The 26,473-nt window shown below is 56.0% G+C and carries 16 protein-coding genes; 4 read left to right on the top strand and 12 right to left on the bottom strand.

Annotated elements, in window-relative coordinates:
- The first annotated feature begins 252 nt into the window (after positions 1–252).
- Both HUO12_RS14255 and HUO12_RS14250 read left to right on the top strand, forming a co-directional pair.
- Positions 253–633: a hypothetical protein gene (locus tag HUO12_RS14255; RefSeq protein WP_176274218.1), complete on the top strand. Its 381-nt coding sequence runs from the start codon at positions 253–255 to the stop codon at positions 631–633.
- 41 nt (positions 634–674) lie between these two features.
- Positions 675–3,503, top strand: coding sequence for a M10 family metallopeptidase C-terminal domain-containing protein (locus HUO12_RS14250; protein WP_176274217.1), 2,829 nt, complete (start codon positions 675–677; stop codon positions 3,501–3,503).
- Between the two features lie 55 nt (positions 3,504–3,558).
- Here HUO12_RS14250 and kynU read toward each other — a convergent pair whose 3' ends face one another.
- The 12 genes from kynU to HUO12_RS14190 form a co-directional block, all read right to left on the bottom strand.
- Positions 3,559–4,794: a kynureninase gene (gene kynU / locus HUO12_RS14245; protein ID WP_232367413.1), complete on the bottom strand. Its 1,236-nt coding sequence runs from the start codon at positions 4,792–4,794 to the stop codon at positions 3,559–3,561.
- Positions 4,794–5,435 carry an arylformamidase gene (kynB, locus tag HUO12_RS14240; protein WP_176274216.1) on the bottom strand — a complete coding sequence of 214 codons (642 nt, stop codon included), beginning with the start codon at positions 5,433–5,435 and terminating at the stop codon, positions 4,794–4,796. The genes kynU and kynB overlap by 1 nt, the downstream gene beginning before the upstream one ends.
- 9 nt (positions 5,436–5,444) lie before the next feature.
- On the bottom strand, positions 5,445–6,560 hold the full coding sequence (gene ald / locus HUO12_RS14235) for an alanine dehydrogenase (RefSeq protein WP_176274485.1): 1,116 nt from the start codon (positions 6,558–6,560) through the stop codon (positions 5,445–5,447).
- 87 nt (positions 6,561–6,647) lie between these two features.
- Entirely contained in the window at positions 6,648–8,687 is a 2,040-nt protein-coding gene (locus HUO12_RS14230; RefSeq protein WP_176274215.1) for a spermine/spermidine synthase domain-containing protein, read from the bottom strand.
- A 170-nt stretch (positions 8,688–8,857) separates the two neighbouring features.
- Positions 8,858–10,360, bottom strand: coding sequence for an ArnT family glycosyltransferase (locus HUO12_RS14225; RefSeq protein ID WP_176274214.1), 1,503 nt, complete (start codon positions 10,358–10,360; stop codon positions 8,858–8,860).
- Position 10,361: 1 nt separating this feature from the next.
- Positions 10,362–11,834, bottom strand: coding sequence for a glycosyltransferase family 39 protein (locus HUO12_RS14220; protein ID WP_176274213.1), 1,473 nt, complete (start codon positions 11,832–11,834; stop codon positions 10,362–10,364).
- A 194-nt stretch (positions 11,835–12,028) separates the two neighbouring features.
- Positions 12,029–13,522 carry a tryptophan halogenase family protein gene (locus HUO12_RS14215; RefSeq protein WP_176274212.1) on the bottom strand — a complete coding sequence of 498 codons (1,494 nt, stop codon included), beginning with the start codon at positions 13,520–13,522 and terminating at the stop codon, positions 12,029–12,031.
- Positions 13,522–15,564 carry a glycoside hydrolase family 97 protein gene (locus HUO12_RS14210; protein WP_176274211.1) on the bottom strand — a complete coding sequence of 681 codons (2,043 nt, stop codon included), beginning with the start codon at positions 15,562–15,564 and terminating at the stop codon, positions 13,522–13,524. Before HUO12_RS14210 ends, HUO12_RS14215 begins: the two co-directional genes overlap by 1 nt.
- Positions 15,561–17,189, bottom strand: a complete 1,629-nt coding sequence (locus tag HUO12_RS14205) for an alpha-amylase family glycosyl hydrolase (RefSeq protein ID WP_176274210.1) — start codon at positions 17,187–17,189, stop codon at positions 15,561–15,563. Before HUO12_RS14205 ends, HUO12_RS14210 begins: the two co-directional genes overlap by 4 nt.
- Positions 17,186–19,012, bottom strand: a complete 1,827-nt coding sequence (locus tag HUO12_RS14200; protein WP_176274209.1) for an alpha-amylase family glycosyl hydrolase — start codon at positions 19,010–19,012, stop codon at positions 17,186–17,188. The genes HUO12_RS14205 and HUO12_RS14200 overlap by 4 nt, the downstream gene beginning before the upstream one ends.
- Positions 19,009–20,526 carry a tryptophan halogenase family protein gene (locus tag HUO12_RS14195; RefSeq protein ID WP_176274208.1) on the bottom strand — a complete coding sequence of 506 codons (1,518 nt, stop codon included), beginning with the start codon at positions 20,524–20,526 and terminating at the stop codon, positions 19,009–19,011. Before HUO12_RS14195 ends, HUO12_RS14200 begins: the two co-directional genes overlap by 4 nt.
- A 148-nt stretch (positions 20,527–20,674) precedes the next feature.
- Positions 20,675–23,419, bottom strand: coding sequence for a TonB-dependent receptor (locus HUO12_RS14190; protein WP_176274207.1), 2,745 nt, complete (start codon positions 23,417–23,419; stop codon positions 20,675–20,677).
- Between the two features lie 296 nt (positions 23,420–23,715).
- Between HUO12_RS14190 and HUO12_RS14185 the strand changes: the two genes are divergently transcribed.
- Positions 23,716–24,753 (top strand): LacI family DNA-binding transcriptional regulator, encoded by a 1,038-nt coding sequence (locus HUO12_RS14185; RefSeq protein WP_176274206.1) that lies wholly within the window; start codon positions 23,716–23,718, stop codon positions 24,751–24,753.
- 147 nt (positions 24,754–24,900) lie between these two features.
- Complete coding sequence (locus tag HUO12_RS14180) at positions 24,901–26,448, top strand: MFS transporter (protein WP_176274205.1); 1,548 nt, start codon at positions 24,901–24,903, stop codon at positions 26,446–26,448.
- Positions 26,449–26,473 lie beyond the last annotated feature (25 nt).

The following is a 26,473-nucleotide window of genomic DNA, read 5'->3' as shown; positions in this document are numbered from 1 at the left end:
GTGGCGCGGCTGATCCATGGATGGCCGAAGCGTTCGGCACAGACATGAGCAGCGCAAACATGCTCGGCGATATCCGCATCGCCGGCCTCTCCATCCTCGATCAGCACATGCAAACCGAGTTCTTTGGGTGATTGCAAGGTAGGCTCGAGGGGCCTGCCGCGAAACACTTTCTGTTTACCATGCATCGCATTGCGCTGGTAAGTTGAATCGCTTAGATTTCCCGACAAACATCGGAGAACCCAGACTAAGCACATGTCAGCAATGACAAAAACTTCCATCGCGCTTGCTGTGATCCTCGGGTCGCAGCCAGTTATCGCGCACGGTCAAGCGGCAAGCAATTGTTCGATCTCCGGAATAGAGTTTGTGCAGACGACCGCCACGTCCAAAACCCTTTGTGATGGCCTTAACAAGCGTTTGGATATGGCTTTGGCGGATAGTAAAGCACATGATAAACGGGATTTAACGCTGGTCATACAGAAGCGAGGTTCAATTCAGGCCACGCTCACAACGCATCCTCAAACGGGTGCAGAAAAGACGGTGGTTCTTGGCCTTGACGTGATGGACAGGCCAATCATGCAGAAAGACTTGAATGAACTTGTTGATGCTGTTGCCCGCGCAATGGCTCGATATTGAAGAGATGTCGCACAAGGGTTTAAGCGCGACATCGGGAAAGAATGGTAGGGACTGAAATGCTTGAGCAATCCATGATTGATGCGCGCCGGGGTGATGTGTTTTTCAGCACATCGAACTCGCTCACCAATAGCACGCAAGGCGTAACGAAGACGCTCTTCCATTATGAAGGATGCGCTTGCTCGGGTTGTCACGCACATGACGGCGATGGCAAACAGTTCCAGCCTGGTGATCCTGCTACGAACTCCACTGACACGATCGCTGGCGATACTTCGACGACAGCGACGCTTGCGCCTGGCTCCTACGTAACGAGCACCGTAGATAGCGCTGCGGACTCCGATTGGTTTCGCATCGAGCTGGAAGCTGGCGAAACCTATACTTTTACTGTGTTCTTGCCACCCGGCGGATTGCCGGACAGCGAGCTTACACTGCTCGATGCTTCTGGAAATCAGATCGCATTCAACGATGATGCAAGCTTCACTTCGCGGCTGCTCTATTCCGAGATCATCTATACTGCGACAACATCCGGCACCTATTACCTCGCCGTTGACGGCTGGGATTCTTCAACCGGGCAATATGTCGTTTCGAGCTCGCGACCGACTGACGATGATGTGGGCGGGACGGCTGCAACCGCCAGTTCCTTCACGCTAGGCAACACTCTCAACAGTTCAATCGACCAGACGGGTGACCGTGATTGGTATGCTGTCACGTTGCAAGCTGGCGAACGCTATGAATTCCGAACCAACAACACAGGCTCGGCGGGGGATGTCGATACGACCCTCACTCTGCGCGATGCCAATGGCAATGTGATCGCGTGGAATGATGACAGCTCAGGCACATATTCAAGGCTGGTTTTCAGCGTCGAAACGACGGGTACATATTACATCGATGTAGGCGGTTGGGCAGACGGTTTTGCGGGGACCTATCAGCTAGAAGGCAAGATCGCGGAACCACTCACTGAATTCACAAATGACCAGATCGCTGATCAGCTGCTTAGTGGATATTGGGGCGGCGAAGGCAATGAACGACGATTCGACGTTGAGCAGGGCGGGACGATCAACGTCAACATTACAGCTCTCACTGCTGCCGGACAATTCCTCGCTCGCGAAGCGTTGGACTTGTGGAGCGACGTGCTCGGCATTTCGTTCACCGAAGTTTCCAGCGGCGGCCAGATCATCTTTGATGACAACGAAGATGGCGCATTCGCTCGGACCTTCCGCGAAGGTGGGTTCATAACCACTTCGGAAGTCAACATCTCCACTCAATGGCTAGCAAACTCCGGCACGACATTAGATAGCTATTCGTTCCAGACCTATCTGCATGAAATCGGGCACGCGCTCGGCCTTGGCCATGGCGGAAACTACAACAGCACGGCGAGCTATGGGCAGGATGCTCTTTATCTGAATGATAGCTGGGCAACCACTGTGATGTCTTATTTCAGTCAGAATGATAACAGCTTCTTCCGTGATCAGGGCTTCAGTACACGTTTTACGCTCACCCCGATGAGCGCCGACATTGTAGCGATTCAAACAGCTTATGGTGAAGCGACGACTACGCGAACTGGCAACAATACCTATGGCGTCGGGAACGATAGTGGCCGCAACTCCTATGGCGTTGGCAATGATGCGCGTAACAATGCAGGTAACTTGCTTGCCTTTACGATCATCGATCATGGCGGGAATGACACAGTAAATTATTCTGGTTTTTCCGCAAACCAGTTGATCAATCTGAACGCTGAGACATTCTCAAATGTCGGCGGAAGTTACGGCAATATGAGCATCGCTCGCGGCACCGTAATTGAAAATGCAGTCGGTGGTTCTGGCAATGACGAGCTCATTGGAAACACCGCACGCAACCGGCTTACCGGCAGCTTGGGCAATGATACGATCGATGGCGGCAATAATGTCGATTGGGCTATCGTTTCAGGAAATCGCTCAGCTTATACGGTCACACAGACGTCGACCGGCGTTTGGCGTGTCACCGGCGCTGACGGTACTGACACGTTGACCAATATCGAATTCCTGCAATTCAATGACCAGACGGTTCGTCTTCGTCCTGGCACGGGTATTTCTGTCAACTTCGATCCGAATGATCCGTCCGCTTATCAGGATGCGATGAGCAATATCCGCGATTTTGGCGGCAATAGTCGCGGAGGCAACGGGGCATGGCGCTGGATCGGCGAGGTTGATGTTAATGGTGATGGCGATCTCGACCAGGTTCTTATCAATCTGGAGATCCCGCGCTGGGCAACTGTTGGCACTGCGCCTGATGGTCTAGTCTATTTCGACGATCACAGCTGGGCTGGCGAAACGCGTATCGCAGGGATCTATATCGATCCGCTGGTTGCCAATGGCAGCACGGAAGCAGGCGGACCCAATGACAGCCAGAGGCGCTTCACCGCTGATCTGACGAACGAGAATATCGGTCTGGTTCTCGGCGCGGACGATTACAACGGCGACGGCATCCAGGAAGTCTATTTCTCGCTGAATAATGGCACGGCCTATTTGCGCGCGCTGATGCATGCCGACGGCAACATCCGATATGCGAACTATCAGTCCGAAGCTCAGCTCATCAATTATCTCACCAATAATGGTTATGATGAGAGCACTTACGGCGACTGGCTTTACAGCAATCAGAGCAATGATGCGCAGGCTGATCAGTCCAAGTTCTTCGATCCAGTGTCAGAGCCGGAGATTGCGGACAAGGATACAGGCTTTGGCGCTGGCACCAACGCAGGCGGTGGTGGCGCGGCTGATCCATGGATGGCCGAAGCGTTCGGCACAGACATGAGCAGCGCAAACATGCTCGGCGATATCCGCATCGCCGGCCTCTCCATCCTCGATCAGCACATGCAAACCGAGTTCTTTGGATAGACTGAATCCCTGTGAGCCGGTTTCTTTTAAGTAGCCGGCTCACAAATTCCTAAATCTAGGTGACCGCAGCTAGAGTCTGATACTCAGCTCGCTCCCATTCTCGCTGCTCACAAACTAAGCGCAAGCGGCGCGCCGCTTCGACCATATCGGTAAAGCGCAGATAAAGCGGAGTGATACCGAAGCGGATGGTGTCCGGTGTCCTGAAGTCACCAATTACATCTCGTGCCTTCAAGGCTTGCACCATCGCATAGGCATTTGGATGTGAGTAAGCGACATGGCTCCCTAGCTGCGTGGGATTGGTCGGGCTTGAGAGATCGAAGCCAAATTCCTTGCAAAGCGGCTCCATCTCCTTGATCAGAAGTTCGACAAGCCCGATGGACTTTTGACGGACCGCGGCTGGATCAGCCCGGAGAATCTGGTCAACTCCCGATTCAAGCGCAGCCATGCCGAGAATGGGCGGCGTGCCGCATTGGAACCGGTCAATCCCGGCCGCTGCTTCATAGTCTTCCTCAAATCCGAATGGACGAGCGTGACCAAACCAGCCGGACAGGATGGGTTGAGCATGATGATGGCGCTTCGCAGCGTAGAGGAAGGCAGGTGCGCCGGGGCCTCCGTTCAAATATTTATACCCGCAGCCAACCGCAAAATCGGCGTTCGCACCATTAAGATCAACCTCAACTGCACCCGTACTATGGCTGAGGTCCCAAACAACCAGCGCACCTGCATCATGCGCACGGCGCGTCACCTCAGCCATGTCGTGCATAGCAGCTGTCTTGTAATGGACGTGGGTCAGCAAAAGCACGGCAACATCGTCATTGAGCGCATCAAACAAGCGGTCGCGGGGAACGGCCTTGAATTCGTAAGCGGCTCCGCCAAACTTCGCTAAGCCCTGCATCATATACCCATCAGTCGGGAAATTTCCGGCCTCAGTTAGCATGACTGTGCGATCACTCTTCAAAGATAACGCTGCACTCAGAGCCTTGAAGATATTCACTGAAGTGGAGTCGCAAGCAACGACCTCGCCCGCTTCTGCCCCGATCAATTGCGCGATTTTGTCTCCGATCCGTCTGGGTGCTTCGATCCACTCCGCCTCCGTCCAGCTGGTAATGAGCCCCTGCCCCCATTCCTGCAAAACCGTCTGCTGTATTCGCTCAAGCGTCGCCTTGGGAAGCGCGCCCAGCGAGTTCCCGTCGAGATAAATCAGCCCGTCGCGCAAAACGAACTCATCGCGAAAATGCTGCAGCGGATCGGCCGCATCCATTGCTTCCACGGCCTCCATGGCGCTTGCCATCAGAGCAGCTCCCTTAGGACAGCCCGCACCGGGCTCGCATCACCGCCTTCGATCGCGAGCGGCAGCGAGATAAGCTCGTATTCGCCAGCGCTGATATCATCGAGCACAAGGCCTTCTAGTATTCGCATATCACCGCGCAACACTTCCTTGTGCGTATCCATAGTCTTGGAATTCTGCGGATCCAATGAAGGCGTGTCCGTCCCAATCAGAAGCGCACCCCCTTCTCGCAGCCTAGCCACAACCTCTGGTGCGATCGCGGCAAAATTCTCGTCCCAATGGCCATAAGGAAAGCGCTCATACGTGCGAAACAGAACACGCTGAGCCCCAGCAAGTGTGTCCCAGTCGCAGTCGCCTATCTCGACCCGCGCATGACAGCCGCGCACATCAGCCACAACGCAAGGCCCGATATAGGGCGCCAACTGCGTGTCAGCGCTCGCTGCACCTGCATTGCTGTAATGCAAAGGTGCATCGGCATGCGTGCCTGTGTGCAGTCCCAAAGTGAGTGCGCCGACATTGACGGGGCAGTCGCTACTGATCTCAGCACGGCGTGAAAGCCGCACGGGTGGCTCGCCCGGCCACAACGGCGTGGACGTTCCGATGCGTTGCGATATGTCCCAAATCCGTGGTGTCGCGCGAAACATCTAACGTGTTCAGTTCAGCAACTCATCGGCAGGAACGTAGTCATAACCAAGCTCCTCAGCCACTGCTTGATAGGCAACCTTGCCTTCATGGACATTGAGGCCAGCCGCGAGATTGCTGTCAGACCTTAAAGCCTCTTTCCAACCCATTTGAGCGATGCGCAGTGCGTGAGGCAAGGTCACATTGTTAAGCGCATAGGTGCTAGTCCGCGCAACCGCGCCCGGCATATTGGCCACACAGTAATGCACGACATCGTCGACAATGTAAGTCGGTTCGGCATGCGTCGTAGGTTTTGATGTTTCAAAACATCCACCTTGATCGATCGCAACGTCGACGAGCACAGAACCGGGCTGCATATCTTTCAGCATTTCCCGGCTCACAAGTTTAGGAGCAGCCGCACCTGGAATTAGGACCGCGCCGATCACGAGGTCTGCCTGGCAAACCGCATCGTACAGATTCGCAACGTTGGAGAAGCGCGTTTTCGCGCGGCTTTCAAAGTGAATACCGACACGCTCAAGGACTTCAGGATCGCGGTCAAGGATCGTGACATCCGCACCCAAGCCAGCAGCCATTTGCGCCGCATTGAAACCCACAACGCCGCCGCCGATGACGGCGACTTTCGCTGGCATCACGCCTGGCACACCGCCGATCAATACGCCTCTACCGCCATGAGCTTTCTCCAAGGCGGTCGCACCAGCCTGAATGCTCATCCGGCCCGCAACCTGGCTCATGGGTTTTAACAGAGGCAATGTGCCGCCCGCCCCGGTCACTGTCTCATAGGCGATCGCTGTAACACCCGACTGGACCAGATCCGCAGTTTGCTCCGGATCAGGTGCCAAGTGCAGATAGGTATAGAGGATCTGGCCTTCGCGAAGCTTCGCACGCTCTTCTGCCTGCGGCTCCTTGACCTTCACCACCATCTCGCATTCAGCGAAGATGCTGTCCGGCCCTTCAATAACTTTCGCGCCTGCAGCGGAATAGTCGCTGTCATAAGCACCAATGCCCAAGCCTGCACCGCTTTCGATCCAGACTTCATGACCGTTGGCGACAAGCTCGCGCGCGCTTTCAGGCGTAAGGCCAACGCGATACTCGTGGTTCTTGATCTCTTTTGGACAACCGACACGCATCATTGCAATCCTCAACCATTGGTGAGGAGGCTATATCAGACTGCACCGCAAAGTGGATGCCTTTCCACTGGTTTCCGATTGATTGCGCTATGCCGTCGCAGCACTTGGCCGGGCTTCCTTGGGCAGGAACGCGAAGGCCAAGAGGTATACGGCGCCAACCAGGATCAGCAAATTATTATAGCCCAGCAACAGCGCGGTGTATTCTAGGCACCCGCCAACGATCGCACCCAAGAGATTGATCGCGAAAGCAGCCTGAGAATCTCCTGATTGCTGGAAGCGTTTGGAAAACGCGACATTCGCCAGGAAAATTGGAAGGAACGCGAGCCCGCATGCTGCAAAGGCACGCGGTATGGCTGGCAATTGCAGCAATACTGCGTCGGGTACGAACCACGAGAGCGCAAGTGAAGCTACGATCGCGCAATAGATGACGGGCAACGACGGCGTCTTGAAACGCCGCGTCAGTTCAACGGCAAGCAGAACAACCAACAATACACCGGCAAAGACAATCGCGTTCACAAACCAAGTAGTGCCGAACAGCAGCGCAAATGTCGCGATGCTACGGGTCTGGAGCAATAGGAAAGCAACACCCATAAAAAACAGGTCAGCATAAGGACGCATAGGCGCAAGTGGCCCGCCCAGAACGCGCACAGTCGCAAATGTTAGCAACACAATTCCGATGATCGTGACGAGATATATTTGCGGGAAACTATCGCCTTTGAAGTAAAGGAAAGGCGCATCATCACTTGAAGCAACCGATGCTGGATCGGCATTCTCGACATTCCACACTTCGCTGCATTGCTGGTCAGACTGCTGCGCAGCGATGGTGATCACCGCCTGCATCTTTGCATGTGTGTCAATGCAAGGCGCATGGCCGAAAGCGCCCTCGGCAGTGCGCGCCAGACGGTCGATCAGCCAGCCTTCGCGGTAATAATTGTACATCGCAAAACCGCCATCGGGCTTCAAACGCTCGCGAACCGCAGCCATCGCTTCTTCTGTAAACAGGAAGGATTCCAAGCGGATCTGTGAAGCGCCGCTTACCAGCGTGAGCGAGTCCGGCAAAGCAAACAGGATCAAATCGTACTTCTTGTCGCTGGCCTCGAGGAAAGCACGGCCATCATTGACATGCTCGATCACGCGGGGATCAGAATAGGGTTGGTCAGGATTAAGCTCGCGCCCGATCTGCATGATCTGCGGATCGATATCGACCGCATCGATGTTCTGTGCGCCTTCCTTAAGAGCGATAGCCACGTCAGAGCCTGAGCCAGCTCCGATGATCAGAACGTCCTGCAGCGAATTCTCTGGAAGCCGCTGATACGGCATTTCATAAATGCCTTCGCCCTGGGCGAGCTTCCACTCAGTAGAGCCGATGACCTGATGCGGAACGCCATTGGCAGCGATGCCATAGACGTCTTCGTCCGTTGGCGAGGCTTGTGTCACGATCTTGTAGTAAGGCGACCAACGCACTTCCGGGCGGAGCGACTCTCCACCAAGAACAGCCAGCATGCCCAGCATCATGCCGATGAGGATTGGCCGTCGCTTCTCAGGCTCGTAAAGCACCCAATAGAGCGGAAAGATGATGAGGCCCCAGACCATCGACGGAGCGTGCAGGAAGCTCAAAACTCCAAACGCGATAATGCCTGCGAGCGAACCTATGAGGTCATAGCGATAGGCGATCAGCGGCGGCAATTTGGCAAAGCAGCGCCCAACCTGCTCGGCAGGGCCAGCAAGCACGGCAGCCGTCGCGAGAAAAACCAGCGGCAACACGACCCAAGCAGGCGGGCCGCTCATATCGAGCGCTGTGAAATAGATGATCTCGTCGCCTGCCCGCTCAACCTCAAGCGGGACAATGGAAACAGCGAAAATGAGGACAGTCAGCAGAGGCAGTGACCACGGCCAGATCGACCAGCTCTTGCGGCTGATGAGGAAGCCCGCGCCAATGCCCAGGAAGGACCCCAAAAGCACAAAATTGGAAAAGTAGGAGAGATGGACAACGTTCGCTCCGAGCCAGCGGATTAGAACCAGCTCAAGAAACAGCATGAGGAAAGCTGACGCGACGAGCCTGCGAGCGACATTCGTATCGATCGGCTCGGCACTGCCCTCCGACTGCTGGTCCAACGCAACTTCCATGTGTCCCCCTCAAAACCCCAGCGCCGCGCAAAACGACCGAACGCCAAAGCACCTCAAACTGAAAGAAAATTCAACCTAATCCAATACGTATCCGCACAGCTGACGCATCTGAGCGAAAATTTGGTTAATTTCACCCGTACAAAAGTTAGCCAAAGTCAGTGCGTCATGTTTCAAGGGTGTTCGCCTGCTGCTTCCGCACAGTTCCCGTGAAGATAAGACATGACATTGCGCCCGCGCTTGTTGGGCCGTTCGCCTGAGGAAAGCAGCTCGCATTCGTCAGCGACGTATTGGCGGAGTTCGTCAAGAGCGCCCGGATAGGGTTCGCGGAACCAATCCTCGGTTACCGCTACAAATTCGGGCTTCGCTGCAAGAATGCGCTTGAACTCATCTTTCTGGTCAAATGGCGATGTACCTGCCTCTGCAGGACTGACGAGATGCCATGGAAATACTGCCGGACTCATTCGCTTTACATCGGGATGAGCGAAGATCAGCATCGGACCTTCGTAGATAAAGAGCGTCCCTCGATCGGCATTCTCGGAGATCGCTTTCTCCATCCCCTCGAAAGTCTCACGCGAACGCTGATGACTTTCGAAATCAAACGGATTGGTCAGCACAATCGAACTCAACACAACCACTGTGCCCAAGATCTTACCCGCCAGCGACCGGCCAAAATGGGCCGCGCAAATGATCGCGAACGGCACCAGTAGCGGCAGGGCGTAATGGTCGAGGAAGTAAGGCGCACTCAGGAAGCCTATGAAAGCTGCGATCAGCCAGCCAACAAAAAACGCACGGTGCTCTGCGAAAGATGGATAACGATTGGCCATGATCAGAGCTGCTAGTGCACCCCATGGCAAGAAATTGAGAGCATGGAGCAATACAGGGATATTGGCAGTCACCGCCGCTGAAACTTGCGAACGCGCCAGGTTCGAGGTGACCATGGCGAACCAGTACTCATCCCAATACCCCGCTGACCAATACCACAGGCCGATGCTGACAAAGGGCAAAGCGCCGAGCGCGGCAAAGCCCGCTGCGAGCTTTGCGATTTTGGCCAGAGAAGTCCCGGAACGCCACAGCAGCCAGACCAACCACAAACCGAGGAATATGCCTTCGAACAGTGTTGTTTGTTTGATGGTGAGCGCGAGCCCGCACAACAGCATGGCAGTGAAGGATCGCCATGTGACTTGGCCGTTTTTGAGGGCCTGCTTCTCTATCAGCACAAGCCAAACTGCACTGGCGATCAGAGCGTTGTAAAACACCGGTGTTTGTCCGCCATGGCCATTGAGCGGCAAAAGCAGCGCGATGTAGCAAGTCGCGGCGAGGAGACCCGCGATGCGAGGCCCAAAGCGATAAACGATCTGCGCGATGACCCACGCAGTGTAGGAAGCGGCTAGCCAAGCGGCGATCTGGTATGACAAGACCGAACTCGAAATCCACGCCAGAGCGGAGTAAAGAACGAAGAGCCCTGCCGGCTTGCGATCCCAGATGTCGACATAGGGAACCGCGCCTTCATGCATTTCGAGGCCCACATAAAAATAGAATGCCTCATCCATGTGGATGTTGGGGTCGCCAAACGTCGCGATCCGCAGCAACAAGGCAAAGGCGAGACACATGGCAAGATCGACTGCACGCTTGCTCGATGAGCTCGCAAAAGAAGGCGAGACGGCCCTAGCCATTCTATTCGACCTGTTCTTTCAACCGCCATGCGGAGATCGTGCGATTGCCGATCTCTTCCTGATGCAACAGCTCGTAGTCAGCCTCGATGGCATCGCGAACCATCGCAAAAACGGCGCGGTTCTGGCGTGTAACTGGACGGTTGGCAGTAACGATCGCTGGAGGCGGGGTGGCTAGAATTCTGCGTGCTTCTGCGGCTTGATCGACGCCGATCGCGCCAATTTCCAATCCGTTATTGAGATGATCTGGATAGAGAAAGCGTGACGGCGTGCAGCTGCCGCTCGCTTCGTAGAGCGCTGTGGGGCCGTCGTGAATGTAGAGACATGCTTGATCCTGATCGACCAACGGAGCGATGGCTTGAGCCAAGCGATCAACTGCAATCGCGCTCGTCCTTGCCTCTTCCCACCGTTGATGCGGAGCGAGCGCTATAATTGCGACAGTCGGCAGTATAAGCGGATGGAACCAACGCAGAGGCCCGCGCGCATCGATAACCGGGATCGCGACCAGAACCGCCCCAGGCGCTAGCGCTGCGAGATAGTAGAAGTAGATCGTGCCCGGCAGTAAAACCGATCCAAGCGAGGCAAGCGCCCAGAGAGACACCAGCGCATAGGTCTCGCGATGATCAGGCTTGATCAATCGAACAGCGCCATACCAGCCGCCTGCCATCAGCAGCAGCAATGGTAATCCGAACATCCAGACATAGGTTGCAAACCTACCCGCAGGCTCGCGCAGGAAGAAGCTTTCAAAGTTGGCGAACCACCATACATCCCAGGCACCTAAAGAGAGGTAGATCGCCCCCACAAACGCGGAGGGTAGTATCCCCAAGCCTGCATAGAGCGCCGCTCGCAGTGTGATCCCCAGCAATGTCTTTCCGCTCCGATAATGCTGAAAAAGCGCGTAGCAACCAAGCGCGATACATTGTGGCAGGACTGTGTACTTGATCTGCAAAGCGATCCCGCCGAGCAGCATTGCGATGATTACACGCGAGTTGAAACGTGCCGACTTCGCATCGCGCAGCAAATAGACCATGCCGAGCATGAACGGCAGGAAGAAAATCTCCGCCTGACCGGAGCGTGCGCCGTATACAGACAGCAATACCTGGATAAGGACCGCTGCCGCAGCGGATGTCAGAACCCCGGTCAAATCGCGCGCGATGGTGTAGCTCAGCCATGCACATACCAATGCCGCGATAGCCGCCATGGCCTGAAACGCTTCAGGACCAGCGCCGAAAAGGCCATGCGCGAACCCGAATATTGCGAAGAGACCAAAAGGCTTGCGATCCCAATGGTCTATGTAGGGCCACTCGCCCTGAAGAAGCTTTGCGCCAATATGCGAATAGAGCTGCTCGTCGAAGTCGACCGCCGGATCACCCCACCAGATCGAGCGCAATACGAGCGTCGCAAGCATGACCGCAGTGATCGCGGCGATGCTTACCCAAACAGGCGCGGGCTGTTCGATGCGCGCTTGATCTGCCAAACTTCCGCCTCCCCCGATTGCGAACCCTGTCCATAATTCGCCAGTCGACATGCTCGCATAGCGACAAGCTTAGAGCATCGGCGTATCTTCAGTGCGTTGCAAGCCGCGAGGTTCGCCAATCGATGGAGTGTGTCTGTGCGAGGCAGAACTTTCTTGTCCGCTATCGTGCCGGATTAGCGATCAGGCAAAAGCGCTCAGGCTATTTTGTATGCGGGGAAATTCTCAAGGCAGGCGTCAAGGACTCGGTCGACGTTCTTGCGATCCGACGCCGTGACGTTAGGCGGCAAAGCCTGCATTTTTGACGCTGGCGGGAAGCTCCCATAGCCTGCGAAGAGGCAATGCCAGCTCAGGCTGCCATAGGCTTCCTTGGCGTATGTCTTGCGGTTGGCCTCTGCGATATCGCCATGTGTGAACCATGTCGTCATCATCGCTTTCAAGCTGTCAGAAAGAGTCTGGTTAGACGCATTGGCGCGCCAATACTCGCTGTCGCTGCGCTGATTCATCCGGTAATGCGCGACGATGTAATCCCGGATCGCATCATAGCGCTCACCAATTGACCGATTGAAATGATCGCGGTGCTGCGCGGAGTAACAGCCCGCTTCATAGGCTTGGGCAAATTCCAGCGCGGTCACAATCACGATATGCAGCGCAGTTGCTTCCAAGGGTTCGATAAAGCCCTGCGACAGCCCCGCGGCCAAGCAATTGCGGTGCCAGCTGTTAGCAACACGGCCGACTTTCATCTTTAGGAAGCGTGCATCCTGTTCCTCTACCGAGACGCCGATAGCCGCGCGCAGCTCTGCCTCAGCATCCTCGTCTGAAATGAAACGCGATGAATAGACATAGCCATTACCAACTCGCGTTGTCAGCGGGATCGACCAGCGCCAGCCGGCGCTCATCGCAATGCTCTCTGTCTGCGGCGTCAGCGGCTCACGGTGCTTTGTCGGCATCACCACAGCACTGTCATTGAAGAGGTTTTCGCCGAAAGACAGGAACTCACCGCCGAGCGATTGCTGCGCGATCATACTGCGAAAGCCGGTGCAATCGACGAAGATATCGCCTGAAATGCGCTCGCCAGCATCGCAAATCAGCGCGGCGACATCGCCGTTATCCGCAAGCTCGACTTCCGCGACCTTAAGCGGGCGATGCTCGACCCCGCGAGGCGTTGCCCAATCGCGCAGAAACGCGCCAAGTTTGTACGCATCAAAGTGGTAGCCATAGCTTGGCGCGAACGGGAAATTGCTACTTGCGTGAGGCTCTCGCCTATCATCTGCGATGCGGCTCGCAAGAAACCATCGGTCCGGGTGAGCATCAACGTCAAAGCCCCGGCGCGCTAGGGCACAATTGCGCTCAAAATCGGGCAAAGTGTGAACATCGGTGGGTCCCGGGAAAGGGTGGAAATAGCTTTCGAAGCCCTCGCGCTCGCTCCATCCAGTAAAGCGAATACCCAGTTTGTAGGTCGCATCGCAGGCGAGCATCCACTCGTCTTCAGCGATGCCAAGATGATCGAAGAACGCCTTGAGCTGCGGCGTTGAGCCCTCGCCCACACCGATGATCCCGATCTCCGGGCTTTCGATGACGGTTACCCGTCCGCCGCGCTCATGCCATTGATGGTGCAGCAGGCACGCCGTGATCCATCCGGCGCTGCCGCCGCCCAGAACGACTACATGAGGTGGAGTGGATTCGCTCACTATTGAGTTGGTATCAGCCTCACAGCGAGACCGCCACCCGGTGCCAGCCGTACGGTGTATGTGCTGTCCTTGCCGATCGAGAGTGTTTCATAGGCGATGTCATGGCGCGCTTCGGTCAGGTAAGTCGCAGTCGGACCGTCCTTCCAGACTTGTGCTGTGTAGCTCACACCTTCTTCAAGGAAATCGAATGAAAGTGTGACTTCACGCTCTGTCGCATCGTTGACGCCGCCAACATACCAGTCAGCGCTGTTGCGATCCTTGCGTGCGAAGATCGCATAGTCGCCGACTTCACCGGCGATCAGGTGGCTCTTCTCCCAATCCGCAGGCACAGCCTTGATGAATTCCAGCTCGCGTGGATGCGCTTCAAGGCTTTCTACAAAGTCGGCCGCCATCTGGATTGGCGAGTAGATCGCCAGATAGAGGCCAAGCTGCTTCGCTTTGGTCGATGCCATCGCGACACCTTCAGAGCCCACCAAACCAAGCACGCCCGGTGTGTAGTCCATGGGCCCGGACAGCATACGCGTATAGACCAGCGTCGGATCATGCTCCGGACCGTTATTGAACCGGCCCCAGGCATTGTATTCCTGACCGCGAGCACCTTCGCGCGCGACCCAGTTGGGATAGGTGCGGCGCAAGCCGGTTGCCTTGACCGGCTCATGCGGATTGATCGCAATCTTGCGCTTGGCGGCTTCGGTAATGACCTTCATGTGATGCTGCACCTGACGCTGGCCGTCATGCCATTCCATCACTTGGCCTTCGCACGGATCAGCGATGTCCGCATTGCATGAGATGATTGAACCGGCATCCGCGACATAACCCGTCTTGATCACGTCGACGCCGTTCGCGGCATAAAGATCCAAACCGTCTTCGAGCTGCGCTTCATAGACCGCGATATTGCCGCCGGTTTCATGGTGACCAATCAAATGAACGCCTTTTGATTTGGCGTAGGAAGTCACTTCCTCAAAGTCGAAATCAGGATAGCTTTCCGTAAAGCTGTAATTGCGGCCATTGCCGAACCAGTTACCGTCCCAGCCGACATTCCAACCTTCGATGAGAACTCCGCGGAAGCCATGTTCGGAAGCAAAATCAATATATTGCTTCGCACGTTCCGTGGTCGCGCCGTGATTTTCGCCTTGCGCCCATGACCAATCGCCGCGGATCATGCCCCACCAGATACCGATATATTTGGCAGGCTCGAACCAACTGACATCGCCAAGCTTGTTAGGCTCGTTCAAGTTAAGCTCAAGATCGCTTTCAACAAGGCCCGCTGCATCGGATGAAATGCGAAGAGTACGCCATGGCGTCGTGAAGGCACCGGTGCGAACCACCTTCGCTCCGCGCGATGATGGCGCAAGAGTTGCCCGCAGCCGTTGCCCGTCCATCCGTTGCAGCCACATGCCCGAATAGTCGATCAGCGCCGCTTCATGGATCGACATATGCGTGCCGTCTTCAAGCCGGAATGTGATCGGCGTGTGCGCTGTCGCAACCGAGGTTATCGGCGTTTCGTGGTAGATATATTCGTAGCGGTTCCAGTCGCCGGCCTGGATCCACCATGCCGTGCCTTCAGGCGTGATGTTGAACTCGGTCAGCTCGTCGGCGATGCGCCATTCAGTCTTGTCCTCACGCTCAGGAAACTCATAGCGGAAACCGACCCCGTCATCGAACACCCGAAAGCGTACGCTCAGCTCGCGCCCGGTCTCGCCGTGGCTGAACGTCGTCAGCAATTCATTGTGCCGGTCCTCGACAAAGCGACGCTCGCCCCAAGGCTGCTCCCAACGTTCATCGCCACTGCTTATCGCGGTGGTGGTGAGTTCCAGATTGCGGCGCAGCGGGTCTTCATCAGCAAAGTTGAAGCCCAAACGTGATGGCGCAATCAGCTCTTCACCGTTGCGAGCGACGCTGTAGACCGGCGTTCCTTCGCCATTGACGTCAATCGTGACAGTGATCGATCCGTCTGGCGATGTAACCGTCTCATCCGCGAAAGCAGGCGTCGCAAACGCAAGAGAAAGCGCGGCAGCAGAGAGGAAGCGTGCAGTAGTCATAAGGCAATCACCAATCCGGAATAAGGGGGAAGCGTGTCAGCGGTCGCGTCGTTAACCGAAGCAATAATGCGGCTGCCTGAAAACTCGGCACTGACGGCAAACGTTTGCGAACCGAGGTTGAAAAGGCAGCGCAGAGTCTCGCCTGCATGGCTGCGCTCAAGAATGAACAGATCGCCATCCTCATCGCAGCGTGTCACTGCTCCCAAACGCAAGGCAGGTTGATCCTGCCGCAGCTTGAGCATAGCGCGAGTGTGCTGAAGCAGTGAGCTTTCATCACTTTCCTGTAGGTCGACAGCGCGCGGCGTATTCTCAGCACCTACCGGAAGCCACGGATCGCCAGAAGTGAAGCCAGCATTTGCTTCGCTAGACACCCAAGGCATGGGCGTGCGCGCACCATCGCGTGACAATGTCATTGGCCAGTTCGCAATCGCTTCAGGATCATGCAGCATGTCAAACGGAATCTCGACTTGGGTAAGGCCAAGCTCTTCACCATAATAGAGGATGATATTGCCGCGCAGACACGCGAGCAGCAGCATCTTCATCCGCTTGGCGTTCGCCCGTTCATCCGGAGCCCACCACCGCGACGTGGCCCGGGGCGCGTCGTGGTTTTCAAACGCCCAGCTTGGCCAGCCAACACCGGGCTCATCGGGCCATTGCTTCAACGCAGCGCAGACCAATTGCGGGGTGAGCTTCTCTGCATAAAGGAAGTTGAACCCGTAGGCGGAGTTCAAGTGGCGATCATCAGCCGTAAACGCCTTCATCTCGCTTTCGGCTTCGTCGCCGCCGACTTCAGCGACTGTGAAGATCGCGTCGTAACTGTCGGTGAGCTCACGGATGCGGGCGATAAAAGCCGGAATGTCCGGGTGCGACTGATTGTAGATCCGCTTCTGGAAATCGAACGGCCTCGTCCGCGGCTTGTTGCTCGGCGGTGCCGGTGGATTATCGCGCAGTTCAGGATCATGCATCGCAAAGTTCAATGCATCCAAGCGGAAGCCGTCGACGCCGCGATCGAGCCAAAAGCGCGCGACATTAAGCAGCGCTTCCTGCACTTGCGGATTGTGTCCGTTGATTTGCGGTTGGCTCGCGAGGAAGTTATGCAGGTAGTATTGTCCCCTGCGCGCGTCCCAGGTCCATGCAGGACCGCCGAACACGCTTTGCCAGTTTGACGGCGGCGACCCGTCAGGCTTGGGATCAGCCCAGACATACCAATCGGCTTTGCCATTGATGCGGCTCGAACGGCTCTCAGCAAACCAATCGTGCTCATCTGAAGTGTGCGAATAGACCTGATCGATCAGCACTTTAAGCCCGCGCGCATGAGCAGCGGCAATCAGAGCATCAAAGTCCTCAAGCGTTCCGAAGATCGGATCGACGTCGCAATAATCTGCCACATCATAGCCAAAATCTTTCATCGGGCTGGTAAAGAACGGGCTGATCCAGATCGCATCGACGCCCAGCGAAGCGACGTGATCCATACGCGAAGTGATGCCTGGCAAATCGCCGATCCCGTCGCCGTTGGAATCCTGAAAGCTGCGCGGATAAATCTGGTAGATCGACGCACCTTTCCACCAAGGTGCGGCATCTACCAAAGCCGCCTTCTGCGGCTCAAGGATGGGCGCTGAACTCATTGAGCTGTCTCGCTTACGCGGCAAATTGCCCAGCCCAAAGCAGGCAGATCGAAGGCAGCGCTTCCGGGTGCTGTAACAGCTGAAGGACAATTGCCTGAAAGCGCTTCCAGCGCCCGCGCATCATAACCAAGCATGACATTACCGCTGCGCGCTTCATCAGCTGTGTTGAACACTACAAGATACTCAGAGCCGCTATCCGGATCGAACCGGCTGACAGCAAAAAAGCCCGGCTCCTGTTCGTAATGACGAACTACCTGACGTCCGTTGGCAAGGGCGGAATGCTGCTTGCGGATCGCGGCGAACTCAGCAATCAGCTGGTAAAGCGGATGGGCTTCATCGAAGTTTTCATCTGCTGTTGTCGCATCAGTCCCAATCAGATCATTGTCATTGTAACTGTCGGTTTGCGATGGGAACATGTTCTCCCGCGCCGCCTGATCATTGCCGTCACCGACGAACCCCTGTTCATCACCATAATAGACAACAGGCGAACCGCGCAGTGTCATGAGCATAGCATGCCCCAGCTTCACCCGTGCAAGAAGCTCAGCTTGTGACACATCCGGCATGTCATTGCGGATGAGTGTTGAGAAGCGGCCCATATCGTGATTGCCCAGGAATGTCGGCATGCTGAGTGCAGCTTCCTCGCCACCTTCGTAAAGCACATCGCCATCGAACAACTCGTTGAGGATGTATGTGCCCTGCCCTTTTGCGAAAACTTCGCGCATGCCTTGCTGGAAAGCGAAGTCGAGAACTGCCGGGAAACCGTCGCGGCGCGTATATTGCGCGATATATCCATTATCATGGTCGTCGCGATAGACCTCGCCGAAGATATGGAAATTCGGGATGCCTTCTTCGCGCGCTGTTTCCAGCATGGCCGGCACGAACTTTTGCCAGAATTCTGGATTGACGTGACGCGCGGTATCAACGCGGAAGCCATCAATTCCAAAGTCGCGAATCCACGCTGAATATATCTCGATCATCCCGTCCACGACGCGCGGATTGGCTGTGAAGAGATCATCGAGTCCGACAAAGTCGCCAAACCGGCTGTCTTCCCCTTTGAATGTCGTATCACCGCGATTGTGATAGTAGATCGGATCGTTGAGCCAGGCGGGGACCTTCACGCTCTTTTCCGCATCCGGAATGATCGGCGTGTAGGCGTAAGTCGGATCGGTCAGCTTGGCGAAGTTTTCTTCAGTCTGCACATCATCGCCGAGGAAGCCTTCATTTATCGAGGAGCCTTCAAGGCCAAGCTTTCGCGAGTAAGGGAAATCGGCCTTGCTGCGATATGCATATCCGGTTGCTTCGCCTTCCGCATAACCAATCACGTCGGCCGTGTGATTGGTGATGATGTCCATGTAGACCTTCATCCCGCGCGCATGGGCAGCTTCGACGAAAGCCTTGAATTCCTCGCGCGTGCCGAAATGCGCATCGGGCCGGGTAAAATCAGTCACCCAATAGCCATGATAGCCAGCGCTCTTGTTTCCATCCGGGCCTTGCACAGGCTTGTTCTGGAATATCGGCGCGAACCAGATCGCAGTGATCCCCATTCGCTCGAGATAGTCGAGCCGCGCGGTCAGGCCTTTGAGGTCGCCGCCATGGAAAAAGCCCTTATGCGTAGGGTCAAAACCGGTGGTCAGAGACCCGCCTTCAAGCCCGCCAAAATCATTGTTCGTGTCGCCGTTCTCGAACCGGTCAGGCAACACGAAATAGACCACTTCTTCAGACGGCGCTCTGTCGCGGAATGCCATGTCCACCCCATTGTCTGCTTGCGAAGCACTGCATGCCATCAGAGTTCCAGCGATCAATGGTGCAAGCAGGCGTTTCATGCGGATACTCCGGGTTTAATGTGTTGCATCATGAAGGCTTTGAGGAATGGCGCGTGCTCAGGCATTTGCTGGACTTCAGCAGCAAAACCGCTTTCGACCTGGTCGAGCATGACTTGCAAATCAGCTTCAGACATCGCGTCAGCACTCGGATTATATCCGATCGCTTCAACGCCTTGTCCGACGAGAACTTGGAACCAACCCACTTCCGTAAACAGTTCTTCGTGCTCGCGATGGATGTGGCCCGCCGAGCGCCATTGATCGAGCTTCGCCTGTAAAGTGTCAGGCAGTTCCAATGCGCGAAAGTCATCCCAGAAGGGCTGGCCCTCGCGGCCATTGGCAACATAGTGGAGGATCAGGAAATCGCGGATCCGCGACCACTCAAACTCAGCTTGCGAGTTAAACCAGTCGATGATTGCGGGATCGCCGCTGCCTGATGGCAAAACGGTCAGGAAACGGCTGATCGCGCTCTGGATCAAATGGATCGATGTGCTCTCCAGCGGCTCCATGAAACCTGCGGCAAGCCCCACGGCCAAGCAATTGCGTTCCCAGTGACGCGCGGAAGTGCCGGTCGTAAATTTGAGGATCCGAGGATCGCCCTGCGGCCTGCCATCGAGGTTGGCGAGCAGCGTCTCGCACGCTTTCTCCTCGCTCAAATGCGCTGAGGAAAAGACGTATCCATTGCCGATCCGATGCTGGAGCGGAATGCGCCACTGCCAACCCGCTTCGCGCGCAATCGAGCGAGTGTAAGGCGTAAAGTCACCAGCAGTGCTGCACGGCACGGCTGCCGCACGATCGCAAGGCAAGAGGTGCGACCAGTCAGTGTATGGCACGTCGAGCGCGCCGCCGATCAGCAGCCGGCGAAAACCCGTACAATCGATGAAGAAGCCGCCGTCGATCCGGCGCCCGTCCTCAAGCAAGAGCGCTGAGATATCGCCGCTATCCGCATTGCGTTCAACGGACGCGATCAGCCCCTCATGGCGAGTGACGCCCAGCTCCTCCGCATAGCGCCGAAGGAATGCGGCATAGAGCCCGGCATCGAAATGGTAGGCGTAAGGCATCTCGGGAACTTCCGGAGTGCGCTGCCCGCGCTGAATCTTGCCAGCACGCCCGGCAAGCTCGTTCAACGAGTAACGGGAAAGATCGTGCGCAATGCCGAGTTTCTTGCCACGCAGCCAGTAATGATGAAACGGCAGCAAGCCCGCAGCACGGCCGATGTGGCCAAACGCATGCATGTAGCTGTGCCCCTCTTCACGCCAGCCATCGAAAGCGATGCCGAGCTTGAAGGTGCCTTTGGTTTCGAAGAGGAATTCCGCTTCGTTGATACCCAAAGCGCGGTTGAGCAAATGGATCTGCGGAATAGTGGCTTCGCCAACGCCGACCGTGCCGAGCGCATCGCTTTCAACAAGCTGGATACGCGTGCCCAGCGGAGAAAAGCGCGCGAGCGTTGCCGCCGCAATCCATCCAGCGGTCCCGCCGCCTGCGATCACGATATCAAGAGGTGCTTTCTCGTCCATTTGCTCTGACCTTCATGGCTGCATGCTCCACTGCATACTGCGATTCAGGTGCTGCGTCCTCAAGACACAAAACGGGAGCCCTCGTCAGCTGGCGGAACGTCATTACTAAGCGTTCCGCCAGCTTCAGGGAGCTCATCCAAGCCGGTCCTTAGAACCGGTAAGTGAAGCCAGCGAGGAACCGGCGACCATATTCCTGGTTGTCGATCACTGCTTCGCGCACTGGCACATCGAACTGCGACACAAACGGTGCGTTCGTCAGGTTCTGCCCCTGGATGTAGAGGGATAGACCATCGAGCGGCCCGCTTTCGAAGTCGTAGCCGATTTGCGCATCAACAATCGTTTCGGCACGGGCGAGACGGCGAGTGATGTTACCGCCAAAGCCTGTGAAATCAGCCAGGAATTCAGAACGATAGCGGACACTACCGCGCGCGTTGAACCCGCCACGCTCGTAATAGAGCGTGCCATTGGCAACCCACTTCGAGTAACCGGGAATGACGTCTTCATTTCCGTTGGCATCTTCGATTTTCGACTTTGTGTATCCAACACCACCGGTTGCACCGAAGCCTTCAAGTGCAGGAATAAACGCGTCAAACGGTACCGTTGCCGAGAGCTCTGCTCCGTAGAAATCGCCACCACCGGTGTTCACTTCGGAGTCGAGGAAGCCGATTGTAGTCGCAGGAGTTTGACCAGCAGGTGTCGGAAGCCCCTCGTAGTCGAAAATGGTCCTTGAACCATCAATGTAGCTGACCAAATCCTTGTAAAACAGCTGAACTGCGACAACGCCCGCTCCACCTGCAAAGTACTTTTCAACGTTGAAGTCGACGGCATTAGCGCGATACGGGCGGAGCAACGGGTTGCCGCCTCCGCCGCTAATGAATGGCGCGAGACCCGTTGGGCTTTCAGCCACATTATTGTTGATACCGTATGAAATGGCCGCGCGAAGGTCATCCAGTTGCGGGCGTTGGATCTGGCGCGACGCCGCCAAACGAATCACCCAGTCACTATCAAGCCTCAGGGACAGGTTGGCGCTCGGCAAGATATCCCAGAAATCATCGCCCAGCGTCACATCAACCTGCTGACCATCCGCAAAGGCGATCCCAGAAGAGCTCTGATCAGTATGGACCGCCTGCACACCAATGTTGCCGGTGAACACACCACCCGCCAAATCCTTCTCAAGATCGAGCTGGAAATATGCGGTAAGCAAGTCCTCAGAGATGCTGTACGCTTTTGCTGGAATATCGTTTGAGAGATTCGGCTGAAGCTCCAATACGCCAGCTGCGATAACATCGCGGGCATCATAGCTAACAATCGGACCAAGACCCAAGTAGCCAAGGTCGGTCGAACGCAACAGAAACTCCTGTGGGATCGGTACTTCGGTGGCTCCATTTGCCGGTACCACGAAGAACTCATCAGGCGTGAGGCTCTTGTCCCGATTGGTATATGCGAAACCGATCTTTGCTTCCTTGATGAAGCCGTCCATTTCCTTGCCGACTCCGACACGCCATTGCATCAATTCGTCCTCAAGGATCCGGTTGTTGTAATAACCGGCCTGGACACGACTGCCGCCCCAACCCAGCGGGTCGGTAAGTACAATCAGGCTCGGATCGGAATAATCCAGCGTTGGCGAGAAGCTTGTACCCGAAGTATCGGAGAAGAACTGGATCGTGTCCGTTGCCCCAACACCAACATTGTAGCCAGTGCCTGAATAGCTCTCGATGCTCAGCTCGTTGCGGTCTGTGCTTGAATAGCCAAAATCGAAGAAGGCACTCCAGCCATCATCGCCTTGGTAATCAAGGTTGAAGCCACCTGAGTAGAGCTCGGCCTTGCGCTGGAAAATGTCGTTTCGGACTACGCCTTCGACATTGGTGAAGGTGCCTTCCGTAGCAAAGAGACCGAATTCAGTATCAACGGTCGACGCCGTCGAAGGATCAAACTGCGTGCCGAAAGCCCCGAAGCCCAGCGGAAGCTCGATACCGCGTTTAAGGCTATCATCGTCAAAATCGGAGTAGAAAGCGTCAATAGTCGCGACAAGATTAGGCGACGCCTGATATTGCAGCGTGCCGTTGACTCCGAAGCGCTTTAGCTGCGTTGAGGTCACGAAGCTTTTATTGCCGCCGATGACAAAGGGATTGCCAGCCGATCCGTCACCTGCGTAACCCCAGGCGTTGAATTCCTGCAGCTGGTAAGGCTCATCAGTGTAAGCCGCTGCAAGCGCTAGACCCAGAGTGTCGTCCGCGAATTGATCGACATAGGTCGCGTTCACGCGATAACCGAATTCCTTCGAGCCTGCGTTAAGCGCACCAAGATCAGCATAAGAACCCTTCGCGCCGATCGCGATAACTTGCTCTCCAGCCTCGAGCGGACGGATCGTGCGCACATCGATGGTGCCGACGAGACCCTGACCGACGAGATCAGCAGTCGGACTCTTGTAGACCACGACCTGGTTCACAATTTCCGATGGATACTGGTCGAATTCGACGGCACGGTTGTCACCAGTTGACGTCTGCTCGCGACCGTTCAACAAAGTCTGCGAGAAGTCGGGGCCAAGGCCGCGAATGGCGATTACATTGGCACGGCCATTGAGGCGCTGCGACGTCACACCAGGCAAACGCGCAATCGATTCGCCGATTGAGTCGTCAGGCAGCTTGCCGATATCTTCAGCAGTAACCGATTCAAGGATCTGATCGCTCAGACGCTTCTCAGCGACGGCGGTTTCTAGAGCCTGACGGAAACCGCTGACGATGATGACATCGCCATCGTCTTCGTTTGCTTCTGTGTCTTCAGCTGCTGCCTCAGCGTCTTGAGCCAAAGCGGCCTGAGGTGCCGCAGCAACCATCGCGATTGAAAATGCGGTTGCGCTGATGCCGCCCGCAAGCGTGCTACGAATAGCCATCTAAATTTCCTCTCCCTGCACTTCGGATTATCGCGCCCCTGCGCCCTTCGAAGCGGTGTTCCAGTCCCGACCAGACAAACCGTTTGGTCGCCAGTCACCCTCATGCATAGGTGCGGAATCAGGTCAGTTGGAAGATAGCATACGTATACGTTCTCTAGCGCGTGGCAGCGATTGTTGCAGCAATGTGACAATGCAGATCGGCCCCGAGATGCGAACTGCAGTTTGCCAAATCCCTCCGTGCAACCTAGTCTCTTGCCCACTGGCTTGGATGGGAGCAGCCGGGACTGGAGAGAGGTGTGGGACGCAAGCCAACAGGTCGTCCAACCAGCTTTGATATCGCCTATTTGGCCGGGGTGTCGCAACCCACGGTGAGCCGCGCCTTGCGTGGAGATAAATCGGTTTCAGCGCAGACCAGAGCCAAAATTGAGCAGATAGCGCGAGATCTCAAATATACGGTCGACAAGAACGCATCCTCTCTTCGCAGTCAACGCTCTAATACAATCGCCTTGCTGTTTTTCGAAGATCCGACAACCGATGACAGCATGATCAACCCGTTCTTTCTTGCGATGCTGGGGTCGATCACACGCGCTTGTGCTAATCGCGGGCTGGATCTGCTGATCTCATTCCAGAAAATGGAAGATGACTGGCACGTGCAATATCAGGATAGCCATAGAGCCGATGGCCTGATTCTGCTCGGCTATGGGGATTACCAGCAATATGAAGAACGGCTCACCCAGCTGCGCGAGCAAGGGACGATTTTCGCACGCTGGGGCTCAGTGAGCTTCGACGATAGCGGCGCGACGATCGGCTCGGACAATATCGGCGCGGGCCGCATCGCTGGCGAGCATCTCCTGTCGACAGGCCGTGAGAAAATCGCATTCCTTGGCGATACAAGCGAGAGCTGTCCTGAGCTTGCGGCGCGATATCGAGGGCTGTGTCAGGCGATGGAAGAGGCAGAAGTTGCAGTTGATCCAGAGCTGCAGGTCGAAGCCATTACATCGGAAGCATCAGGCTATGATGCGGCAAAGCGTCTCATTGCCAGCGGCAAGCCATTTGACGCCATATTCGCGGCCAGCGATCTGATTGCAATCGGGGCAATGCGCGCGCTTTCCGAAGCAGGGCTCAAAGTGCCAAGGGACGTCGCAGTGATGGGTTTTGACGATATTCCCGCCGCAAGTCTTACAACGCCTGCGCTAACCACAGTGATGCAAGACATCAAAGGGGCCGGTGAAGGTCTCGTGGAGCTGCTGCAAGCACAGATTAAAGGCGAGGCATCACCGCCCCGACGTCTCCCGACGCAGCTCATCGTACGAGGGAGCACCGCGAAAAGCTGACCGTCTTAAGTCGGCGGAGGCAGTGGATCGCATTCGTATGTGTCTTGTCGCACACGCGCTTTCGTGCCAGCCAACATCTAACAGTCGTGAGCATTGACCATAGTCCAGCCCGACTGAGATACGTTCCATCGGGAGGGGACGCAGAACATGGATCAAGTCGCGACAGCGCCGCAAGCCACGCTCCGTGAAAAGCCTATTCAAGGCTTTTGGGGGCTCTGGAATATCAGCTTCGGCTTCTTCGGAATCCAGATCGGCTTTGCGCTTCAAAACGCTAATATGAGCCGGGTCTTCCAATCGCTTGGAAGCGCGATTGATGATTTGCCTGCCCTCTGGGTGGCAGCCCCGCTCACTGGCTTGCTTGTCCAGCCGATCATCGGGCACTTGTCCGATAAGACATGGCTTGGGAAACTGGGTCGCCGCCGCCCTTACTTCCTGCTTGGAGCAGTTCTGGCAGCACTCTCGCTGTTCCTGATGCCACTTTCCGAAGTGCTCATCATGGCCGCGATTCTGCTCTGGGTTCTCGATGCAAGCCTCAACATCTCGATGGAGCCATTCCGCGCCTTTGTCGGCGACATGCTGCGCAAGGACCAGCACACGTCAGGCTATGCAGTGCAAACAGCTTTCATTGGCGCTGGCGCAGTCATGGGGTCGATCATTCCATGGATCATGACACAAATGGGTGTCGCCAATGTCGCAGCAGATGGCGGCATTCCAGACACAGTCCGCTACAGCTTCTGGATCGGCGGCGCGGCACTGTTTCTGGCTGTGCTTTGGACTGTGATCACAACGTCCGAATATTCGCCGGAAGAGATGCTAGCATTTGGTGCCGGGGACGAAGACGGCGATGGTACGCACACCGTTCGCGCACTTGCTTCCAAGACCTATCTTAGCTGTGGGGTCTGGATCACCGCCGGGCTCGGCGTCATTTTGCTTGTCGCTTCTTTCGGGCTGGAAAAGGAAGTCTACCTGCTTGGCGGCTTACTTGTCGCTTATGGTGTTATGAGTGCCATCGCGATCTCCCTCGCCAAACAAGGGAACACGACCGGGATGTTGACGAGCATCGTCGGAGACTTCTCAGGCATGCCAGACATCATGAAGAAACTCGCGGTTGTTCAGTTCTTCAGCTGGTCCGCGCTTTTCATCATGTGGATCAATACAACACCCGTGGTGACGCAATATGTCTATGGCAGCACCGACACTGCGAGTGCCGCCTACAATGAAGGCGCAAACTGGGTGGGCTGGCTGTTCGCAACCTATAACGGCGTTGCCGCAGTTGCCGCTCTCACGCTCTTGCCACTTCTGGCGAGCCGGCTTGGCAAAGCAAAGACGCATATAGTCGGCTTGCTGTGCGGTGCAGCCGGCTTTGCTAGTTTCTTTGCCATCCGTGATCCGCAATTGCTGCTGATCTCGGAAATCGGCATCGGCATCGCTTGGGCGAGCATCCTCGCCATGCCTTATGCGATCCTCGCGAGCAGCCTGCCGCAAGCAAAGCTTGGCATCTACATGGGCCTCTTCAATGTCTTCATCGTCGTTCCGCAATTGCTTGTCGCCACGGTCATGGGCCAGATCATGAACTGGTTCTTCCCAGGAGAACCGATCTGGACGATGGCATTTGCTGCTGGGACGTTGGTCATAGCCGCGCTTGCGATGTTGCGCGTGACTGATGAAGTTTCGCTGTCCGAAGCCAGCGAATAGGAACTGGCGAGAAGTCATTGCGATA

Source organism: Altererythrobacter lutimaris (assembly GCF_013371495.1).
Classification (GTDB): Bacteria; Pseudomonadota; Alphaproteobacteria; order Sphingomonadales; family Sphingomonadaceae; genus Erythrobacter; species Erythrobacter lutimaris_A.
Note: the sequence above shows the minus strand (reverse complement) of the source record. Positions and strands in the feature narration are given on the sequence as shown.

Bases quoted from the DNA above. Each gene is read 5' to 3' on its own strand.
- HUO12_RS14200 (WP_176274209.1), bottom strand. From the start codon at position 19,012: ATGAAACGCCTGCTTGCACCATTGATCGCTGGAACTCTGATGGCATGC.
- HUO12_RS14195 (WP_176274208.1), bottom strand. From the start codon at position 20,526: ATGGACGAGAAAGCACCTCTTGATATCGTGATCGCAGGCGGCGGGACC.
- HUO12_RS14225 (WP_176274214.1), bottom strand. From the start codon at position 10,360: ATGGCTAGGGCCGTCTCGCCTTCTTTTGCGAGCTCATCGAGCAAGCGT.
- HUO12_RS14190 (WP_176274207.1), bottom strand. From the start codon at position 23,419: ATGGCTATTCGTAGCACGCTTGCGGGCGGCATCAGCGCAACCGCATTT.
- HUO12_RS14255 (WP_176274218.1), top strand. From the start codon at position 253: ATGTCAGCAATGACAAAAACTTCCATCGCGCTTGCTGTGATCCTCGGG.
- HUO12_RS14180 (WP_176274205.1), top strand. From the start codon at position 24,901: ATGGATCAAGTCGCGACAGCGCCGCAAGCCACGCTCCGTGAAAAGCCT.
- kynB (WP_176274216.1), bottom strand. From the start codon at position 5,435: ATGTTTCGCGCGACACCACGGATTTGGGACATATCGCAACGCATCGGA.
- HUO12_RS14230 (WP_176274215.1), bottom strand. From the start codon at position 8,687: ATGGAAGTTGCGTTGGACCAGCAGTCGGAGGGCAGTGCCGAGCCGATC.
- HUO12_RS14250 (WP_176274217.1), top strand. From the start codon at position 675: ATGGTAGGGACTGAAATGCTTGAGCAATCCATGATTGATGCGCGCCGG.
- HUO12_RS14210 (WP_176274211.1), bottom strand. From the start codon at position 15,564: ATGACTACTGCACGCTTCCTCTCTGCTGCCGCGCTTTCTCTTGCGTTT.
- HUO12_RS14205 (WP_176274210.1), bottom strand. From the start codon at position 17,189: ATGAGTTCAGCGCCCATCCTTGAGCCGCAGAAGGCGGCTTTGGTAGAT.
- ald (WP_176274485.1), bottom strand. From the start codon at position 6,560: ATGCGTGTCGGTTGTCCAAAAGAGATCAAGAACCACGAGTATCGCGTT.
- kynU (WP_232367413.1), bottom strand. From the start codon at position 4,794: ATGGCAAGCGCCATGGAGGCCGTGGAAGCAATGGATGCGGCCGATCCG.